The sequence below is a fragment of the Legionella septentrionalis genome (assembly GCF_003989745.1).
Lineage (GTDB): Bacteria > Pseudomonadota > Gammaproteobacteria > Legionellales > Legionellaceae > Legionella_A > Legionella_A septentrionalis.
Map to the genome: position 1 here is coordinate 44,703 of NZ_RZGS01000016.1, position 8,506 is coordinate 53,208.

Genomic DNA, 8,506 nt, shown 5'->3' on the forward strand with positions numbered 1-8,506 from the left:
ATTTCCCCACAGGGATCATCATGAAAAAATTTCTTGCCATGATGTTAACCAGTGTTGTAAGCCATGCTGCTTTGGCCTTGGAGCGCGGCATTAATTATGATCCTGCGCACAGTCCTGCTTTTACCACTGCCCAGCAAAGAAATGATATCAATGGCATGAAAAATGTCATCCAGCAAGATTTAAATGCAATTAGAAATGCCGGGTTTGAAACCGTTAAAACATTTTATTCGAGCTTTTCCACCGTGGACGGCAAACAAAGTGTGGCATTAGCGGATTTGGCTTGTCCGCTGGGGTTAAAAGTGGCATTGGGTGTATTTGAATTTGATCCAAACAAAGACAACTGTTCAACCTGGTGTGAAAAAGCAACGGGCGAGCAAGTGGATAAAGCCATACTCTCTGCAAACCAATACCCGAATTGCGTGGTCATGATCGTAGCAGGTAATGAAGATATATATAATTGGAACTTCACAGTAGCAAATACCGGCATACAGAAACGCATTGCAACCGATATAAGCAAACTGCAGAAAAGCATCACCAATAAAGATATTATTATTACCAGTGCGCAGCAAGATGGGGCGTGGCTTGCATTGGCAAAAAATGATCCCTATGGGATTTTAGCCAAAATAACGCATGTAGGTGTAAATATTTATCCGTTCTGGAGCCCTGAAAAAAAGGATGTGCAAGCTGCCAAAGGTGAATTCACACAGCGTTTAAAAGCAATCCGCAATCATGCCATTTTGAAAGATAAAACGGCGATTGTTACGGAGGAGGGGTGGCCAAGCAGCCATTCAGCGGATCAAAATCCAAATGCCAGCATGCGAGCTGAAAAAAATTATTATCAATGGTGGCAATCACGCGCCTCTACTGATGATTTTGATTCGTATTATTTTGCCATGTTTGATAAGCAACCCATCAATACAGATGCAGACAATTATTTCGGCTTATGCAGTTATACCAATAAAGATAAAATTATTGATGCGTGCCAATAAACATCAACTAAACAGCAATTCACGTGCATGTGAACGGGTTTGTTCAGTAATGGTCAAGCCGCCGAGCATGCGTGCAATCTCATCCACTTTTTCATCATCATTTAATGGGATGATGCGAGAATAGGTTTGCGTGTCATCGCTATGTTTTTCCACCACGAAATGTTGATGGGCACAAGCAGCTACTTGCGGTTGATGGGTTACACAAAAAATTTGTAGCCGCTCGCCAAGCTTTCTTAGCAATTGGCCGACTAAGGCAGCAGTAGCACCGCCTATACCGACATCGACTTCATCAAAGAGAAGCGTTGGTGTACTTGCCCGCTGTGCGGTAATCATCTGAATGGCAAGGCTGATGCGCGAGAGCTCGCCACCAGATGCAATTTTACCTAAGGTATCAGGAAGCATGCCCGGATTGGTGCATACCTTGTATTCGACCTTATCCATGCCATGTGCGGTCATTTTGTCCAGAGGGCTTATTTCAATGGTAATATAGCCTTTTGGCATGCCTAACTGGCGGATGGTTGCGCTGATTTCCTGTGCTAATTTCTCTGCATGCTGCTGGCGGGAAACACGCAAAAGCAAGGCAGCTTGCTCATACGCCATGAGTTGCTGTTGATGTTGTTGCTCTAAATCTTTGAGTTCTTGTTCAGTTGCTTGTAAATTATCCAGCTCTTGTTGTAACTGCTGGGCATGCTCAGATAATTGTTCCGGATCAACATGAAATTTTCGTGCTATTTGATGCAAGAGACTCATCCGTTCTTCCACGGCATGCAAACGTTCCGGATCAAGTTGTATGCAGTCAGCAAAGCGCGCAATTTCATCTGCCGCTTCTTCGCATTGAATCAACGCGCTGTTGATGAGTTCGCCGGCATTTTTGATTAGCGCATGTTCCTGTGGCAGAGCGCTTAAATAGTGTAATATTTGGCTTAAGTTTTGACAAATAGTTGGCGATTCATCGCCTTGCAGGCGCAGGGTGACTTGTTGGGCATAATCCAGATAATCACGCGCATGATGTAACAATTGGTGTTCTTCATGCAGATTTTTAAGTTCGCCTTCCTGCAGGTTTAGGCTTGCCAATTCTTCCAATTGATAAGTTAACAAGTCGCGACGTTCAAGGCTTGCATTCTGATTTTGCAAGCGTTGTATTTTTTGTTTTACATTTAAGCATCCTTGATACAAAAACTGTACTTTTTGTAACAATTCATCGTGCCCGGCAAATTGATCCAACTGCAGACGATGGGTGGGGTGCTGCAATAAGGTTTGATGTTGATGTTGGCCGTGAATATCCACCAGCATGGAACTTAATTCTTTTATCTTTTGTAATGGGAAAGGGTGGCCATTGATGTAAGATTTGGAGCGCCCTTCGCTATAAATGACGCGGCGTAAAAAAATAAGGTTATCTTCACAAGCCACATCGTGTTCTTGCAGCCATGTTTCAGGCAATGAAAAACGATCGATATGAAAACAGGCACTAATATCGCATTTTTCCGCACCTGGACGAAGCACCGATGCGTCAGCCCGCTCGCCAAGGGCAAGCATTAGGGCATCGATCATAATGGATTTGCCTGCACCTGTTTCGCCGGTGAACGCAGTCATGCCGTGATGAAAATCCAATTCCAAATTAGAGACGATGGTGAAATTTTCAATGCGTAAGGACGTAAGCATAGCAGCACCAGAAGTGGGTTGGAAACATTATCCTTGCCGGGATTTTGTTCCCCAGCCTAATTTTATTCTTAACGTATCATAATAATGATAATCGCGAGGATGCAGCAAGCGTAATTGTTGTGCATTTTTTTCCATTGCTACTTGCTGTCCCGGCTTAACCAGGCGTGACTCATGGCCGTCGCAGCTTAGCTGCAAATCGCTTTCATTATTCTTGCCGATTCTTATTTCCACCACATCATGACCGTCGATGACTAAAGGTCGTGAACTCAAGCTATGGGAAAACATAGGGACCATCACCATGGCATTTAATTGCGGATGCATGATGGGCCCACCTGCTGAAAGCGCATAAGCTGTTGAACCCGTAGGGGTAGAAAGGATTAAGCCATCTGCACGATAGTGGCTTACAAATTGTTGATTGATGTAAACATCAAACTCAATCAAATGGGTTTCCGTACCGCGCGAAAGCACGACGTCATTTAACGCATCACCTTGGAAATAAGTGGTATCGCCATCGTGAATTCGGGTTTGCAATAAGAAACGTCGCTCCTCAAGGTATTCACCATTTAATACCGCACTGATCTGGGGTTCGATGTCTTTGGGGGAAATATCGGTTAGGAAACCCAAACGCCCACGGTTGATGCCGATCACCGGAACATTGATTTTAATTGCCATGCGGGCTGCGGATAACAAGCTGCCATCGCCGCCGACTACCACGATAAGATCTTGCTGTTCACCCATGCTGTCGCGTTCAAGTGTAGGGACATCCAAATCGAAACTGGCAGCCGTATCGATATCCTGGAATGTTTCAATACGCTTTTCCTGCAAAAATGCGGTAAGGCGCTGCAGGGTTTCATTCACACCCTGGTTGGCTCGATACTGGCGGGCATATAAAATAACGCGTTTAAATTTTTGTTTAATCATGCGTTGTCCTATGAAGCGGCTCCTCCTGTTGACCTGCATGCAAATAAACAGGAGAGTTATTTAGTCATCGCTGTTGGCAGACCGGGCCGTGCGTTTACGCTCATGTTCCTTGAGTTCTTTCTTGCGTAAACGAATCGATTGCGGTGTAACTTCCACCAACTCATCATCATCAATAAATTCCAACGCTTGCTCGAGTGAAAGCTTGACCGGTGGTGTGAGGATAATATTCTCATCACTGCCGGAGGCGCGAATATTAGTCAGCTGCTTTTCTTTCGTCACATTGACGACCAAATCATTGTCCCGCGCATGAATGCCTACAATCATTCCTTCATAACAAACCGTTTGCGGCTCTATGAATAAACGTCCCCTTTCCTGCAGGTTAAAGAGCGCGAAAGCGCGTGCAGTACCCTGGCAGTTGGCAATCAGTACGCCATTATTGCGTTTGCCAATGCGGCCGCGGATGGCAGGGCCATAATGATCATACACATGATACATCAAACCGGTTCCAGATGTGCTGGATAGGAATTCAGTGTGAAAGCCAATTAATCCGCGCGTAGGAATAACATAATCCAGGCGGACACGGCCTTTGCCGTCAGGCAGCATATTTTGCAACTCGCCACGGCGCTCTCCCAGCTTTTCCATGATGCTGCCTTGATGATTTTCTTCAATATCTACGGTGAGACGCTCGTAAGGTTCCAGCATTTCCCCTTGTTCTTCACGCAGAATCACTTCGGGTTTGGAAATAGCTAACTCATATCCTTCACGGCGCATGTTTTCAATGAGGATGGATAAATGCAATTCGCCGCGGCCTGATACGCGGAATTTATCCGGATCTTCCGTATCTTCGACGCGTAATGCTACGTTATGTAATAATTCAGTTTCCAAACGCTCGCGAAGTTTGCGGCTGGTGACGAATTTGCCTTCCTGGCCGGCAAAAGGTGAGTCATTCACCTGGAATGTCATGCTGATGGTAGGTTCATCCACCGTTAAGGGCGGTAATGCTTCCACGTGGTTAGGATCACAAATGGTATCGGAAATATTTAATTGGTCGATACCGGTTACCGCGATGATATCGCCAGCACTCGCCTCTTCCATTTCAATGCGTTCCAATCCTTTAAAACCAAGCAGTTGCAATAAGCGACCGCTGCGTATATTGCCGTCTTTGTCGATGATCTTAACTGGGGATTTTGCCTTAATTTGTCCGCGCGTGACGCGGCCAATGCCGATGGTCCCTACATAGGAAGAATAATCCAGTGAGCTGATTTGCATTTGGAATGGCCCATTTTTATCTACGCTGGGAGGATTGACGCGATCGACAATGGTTTGCAACAAGGCGTGCATGTCACTGGCTTCGTCTTCGAGGTTTAGTTTGGCATAACCATTTAAAGCAGAAGTGTACACTACTGGGAAATCCAATTGCTCATCAGTAGCGCCTAAGTTATCAAATAAGTCAAATACTTGGTCCATTACCCAGTCAGGACGAGCCCCCGGTCTATCAATTTTGTTAATGACAACGATAGGATTCAATCCGCGTGCGAATGCTTTTTGGGTCACGAAGCGCGTTTGTGGCATAGGGCCATCCACAGCGTCAACAAGCAACAATACGCTATCAACCATCGATAGAATTCGTTCAACCTCGCCGCCAAAGTCAGCGTGCCCGGGTGTATCGACGATATTGATTTGATACCCTTGCCAATGCACGCAAGTATTTTTCGCAAGAATGGTAATCCCCCGTTCTTTTTCAAGGGCATTGGAATCCATCATGCGTTCAACTTTTGGAGCCCTGTCGTTCAGTGTCCCAGTCTGTTGCAATAACTTATCAACTAGTGTGGTTTTGCCATGGTCGACGTGAGCAATAATGGCAACGTTGCGGATTTTTTCGATCATAAATACCTTCATAAATTAAACTGCCGCTAGAGTTTCTAATGAATTTTGCAAGACATGTGGATCTGCTTGCTGCTTTACCTGGTAAAACTTAACCAGAAATGCAGCGAGCGTGTTGACCATCTTTGCTTGAAAGTCATTAATGAATTCTAAGAGGCAAAACAAGAATTGTTCATTATTTACCATTATACAATGAAGATTGTATTTTTGATAATTGATTCATCTTGCAGGCACGGCAAATCTCTGACTTAGTAAATTTTTATGTTGTGGCAAGGACTTTGCTAAACTAGTAGTAAGCCTATGTAAAACAAGGTGGATATTATGAAAAAATTAATACTGCATCCCACCGACATCAGCCAATGGCATGCGCTGGTCAATGAAGCACAAGCTGCGACTCATGTAATTTTAACTGAAAATACAGAGAGTTATCTGGTGTTTCTGCTCATGCGGTTTTCCCAAACCACCCATCTTCTTGAATCGGTAATCGCATTGGATTTCCTGGAATCCATGCGCATGGGCGGCAAACGGCAACTTGAATTGTTGCGCGATGTGGGCGATAAAAGCCTGCTGTTTTGCGGATTGTTTCCTGGTATGGCTAAAAAGCGCCATGTCAGCCTGGATTATTTCACCGATATGGGGCAAGCTGCTTATCTAACCGTAGGTGAATTGCAGGAAAGTCAATCAGCGGCTTTATATTTTCAGCTTAGCGAACAATTCAGCAATATGAAGTTGATTTTACAAGCAATGCGTAGCGATTACACCGAACTTGACGCGCAGCAGCAATCATTCATGATCAATCTCCAATTCCCAATTCAATAGCTTGCACTGGAGGCACCACATGCCTCCGTTTCACTTGTTTTTGTGAAAAAGCAGGGTGATGTCTATGGGATCAAAGACGTATTTTTGATTGCAAAAATCACATGTTACGGCTATTTCCCCTTGTTCTTTTACCAATTCTTGTATTTCTTGCTCGCCTAAAACAGTAAGCACTTGTTTCATTTTTTCAGGGGTACAGCGACAACGAAAATGGACTGTACGCGCTTCATAAAGCCGTAATTGGGTTTCATGATACAGGCGGTGTAAAATGGTTTGATTGCTAAGGGTTAATAATTCTTTTTCCGTAATGGTTTGTCCCAGTTGCACGGCATATTCCCAAAATTGTTCCCGTTGTACAGTGTCTTGGCCTGGCATGAGTTGCAGCAACATCCCTGCCGCTTGCTCATCATCCACGGCCAGCCACACCCGGGTTGAGAGCTGTTCTGACAGGGCAAAATAATGCATGATGTTTTCAGCCATGGAAATCGAGCCTATCGGCACCACGCTTTGATAAGCTTGGGTATGTTTATATTGATTGATGATAAGCACCATTTTGCCGTTCAGGAAGGCATGTTGATAATCGACCGGTTCTTCACCCGCAGGCTTATATTTGGCAAAGCCACGTATTTGTAACTGGTGATCGCATTGCACCAGCAGCAAAGGCAAGCGTTCATCGCCATGAAATTGTAAGCTGATTTCGCCTTCAAATTTAATGCTGCCAGCTAAAAGCAAACAAGATACCAAAGCTTCTCCGAGCAAGCGTTTTACTGCTGCGGGGTAGGGGTGTTGGCGCATAATGGTTTGATATGAGGTTTGCAAATGAGCGATTTCACCGCGAATACTTGCATGCTCAAACATAAATCGTTGTAACGTATCGGTTTCGGTCATGGCATCAAATTTATGGACAAAAGGAAATTTTAGCACAAGTAAGAGGTGAGTCGATCAGTATCTGGGTTTTCTTGCAAGATGGTGCTAAGCTCAATTTTACCGGTTAAAAAAGGAATTTTATTCATGCCCAAACAATTTTATTTACAATCAGGTTTAATTATCTCCCTGGCCTGTCATTTGTTTTCTCCACAAGCCATAAGCTGCACCAGGGTTTTTTGGAATAACAATGAAGTGGCGAAAGTCGCTGCCCGCTCCACGGATTTATTCACACAAGATTCGCCGCTGATTAAGGCTTATCCGCGCGGCACGGAACATCAAGGTGAGGCTGGCAGCAATTCCTTAAAATGGAAATCGCGATACGGTAATGTGGTCGTCACCGAATTTCATACAAATGCTGCCTCAGACGGCATCAATGAAAAAGGCCTTAGTGTCCACCTCTTATATCTTGCTGATACCAAATATCCTGAGACTGATCCCTCCAAACCGCAAATTTCCAATGTTTTATGGTCGCAATATCTGTTGGATAACTATGCCACCGTTAATGAGGCATTAAACGGCATGAAAGATTTGCAGATCGTTGCCACTGAAGTGCACAATAAAATTTGGCCCTTGCATTTAACAATGGAAGATGCGTCCGGTGATTCAGCTGTTGTTGAATACGTTAACGGGAAAATGCAAGTGTACCATGGCCCGCAATATCAAATTATGACAAATGAGCCTGCTTATGACATTCAACTCGCTAACCTCAAGCGTTATCGGGGATTCGGCGGACACTTGCCATTGCCAGGCGATCCCGATCCATTGAGCCGGTTTGTGCGCGTGGCCACTTTTTTGAAAACATTGCCCAAGCCCTCGACTGATTTGGATGTTTTGGCCGGTGTTTTATCGGTGATGCGCACGGCAATGGTTCCTTTTGGTGCAGTGGATACTTCCGGGAATAAAACGGAAGATGCCTGGGCAACGCGCTGGATAACACTAAGCGATCTTACCCATAAAATTTATTATTTCAGCTCTACTACAGCCCCCAATATCCTATGGATTGATTTGAATAAAATAAATTTTGCTGAGGGCGAGCCTGTGCTCTCTATTGACCCAAGCAAAATTGAACTGGAAGGCGATATCAGCAAAAAACTGATGCCATGAGGCAATCGCTTACAGGCAGAACATTAATCTCATTCCGTGTCTTGGCGAAATAAGCCATGACACGGTTTTTTCAGTACGCAATTAGGCAACGTCCCTAAAGTTTTTTAGCCAAGATTTCATCTTAAATTGAGCACAAATTTTTCTATTTCACTTCGATCTACCCCCTCTCCCACGATAGGAGTTTTGATAGTATGATGATGCCC

General features: G+C 44.6%; 7 protein-coding genes. 3 read left to right on the forward strand and 4 right to left on the reverse strand.

Annotation, left to right across the window (positions count from 1 at the left end; genetic code table 11):
• Positions 1-20 precede the first annotated feature (20 nt).
• Positions 21-989, forward strand: a complete 969-nt coding sequence (locus ELY11_RS06975) for a hypothetical protein (protein ID WP_126953422.1) — start codon at positions 21-23, stop codon at positions 987-989.
• Between the two features lie 3 nt (positions 990-992).
• Here the strand turns inward: ELY11_RS06975 and recN are convergent, their stop codons facing one another.
• Genes recN through typA form a run of 3 tightly spaced genes read right to left on the reverse strand, consistent with a single transcriptional unit; the run spans position 993 to position 5,459 of the window.
• Complete coding sequence (gene recN / locus ELY11_RS06980) at positions 993-2,651, reverse strand: DNA repair protein RecN (RefSeq protein WP_127032780.1); 1,659 nt, start codon at positions 2,649-2,651, stop codon at positions 993-995.
• 27 nt (positions 2,652-2,678) lie between these two features.
• Positions 2,679-3,572, reverse strand: a complete 894-nt coding sequence (locus ELY11_RS06985) for an NAD(+) kinase (protein ID WP_199737628.1) — start codon at positions 3,570-3,572, stop codon at positions 2,679-2,681.
• A 60-nt stretch (positions 3,573-3,632) separates the two neighbouring features.
• Positions 3,633-5,459 (reverse strand): translational GTPase TypA, encoded by a 1,827-nt coding sequence (gene typA / locus ELY11_RS06990; protein WP_127032786.1) that lies wholly within the window; start codon positions 5,457-5,459, stop codon positions 3,633-3,635.
• A 318-nt stretch (positions 5,460-5,777) separates the two neighbouring features.
• Between typA and ELY11_RS06995 the strand changes: the two genes are divergently transcribed.
• Positions 5,778-6,275, forward strand: coding sequence for a hypothetical protein (locus ELY11_RS06995; protein ID WP_126953420.1), 498 nt, complete (start codon positions 5,778-5,780; stop codon positions 6,273-6,275).
• 30 nt (positions 6,276-6,305) lie between these two features.
• Here the strand turns inward: ELY11_RS06995 and hslO are convergent, their stop codons facing one another.
• Positions 6,306-7,160: an Hsp33 family molecular chaperone HslO gene (gene hslO / locus ELY11_RS07000; RefSeq protein WP_127032782.1), complete on the reverse strand. Its 855-nt coding sequence runs from the start codon at positions 7,158-7,160 to the stop codon at positions 6,306-6,308.
• Between the two features lie 123 nt (positions 7,161-7,283).
• Here hslO and ELY11_RS07005 point away from each other — a divergent pair, with 123 nt between their 5' ends.
• Entirely contained in the window at positions 7,284-8,303 is a 1,020-nt protein-coding gene (locus ELY11_RS07005) for a linear amide C-N hydrolase (RefSeq protein ID WP_158615178.1), read from the forward strand.
• The last annotated feature ends 203 nt before the right edge of the window (positions 8,304-8,506 follow it).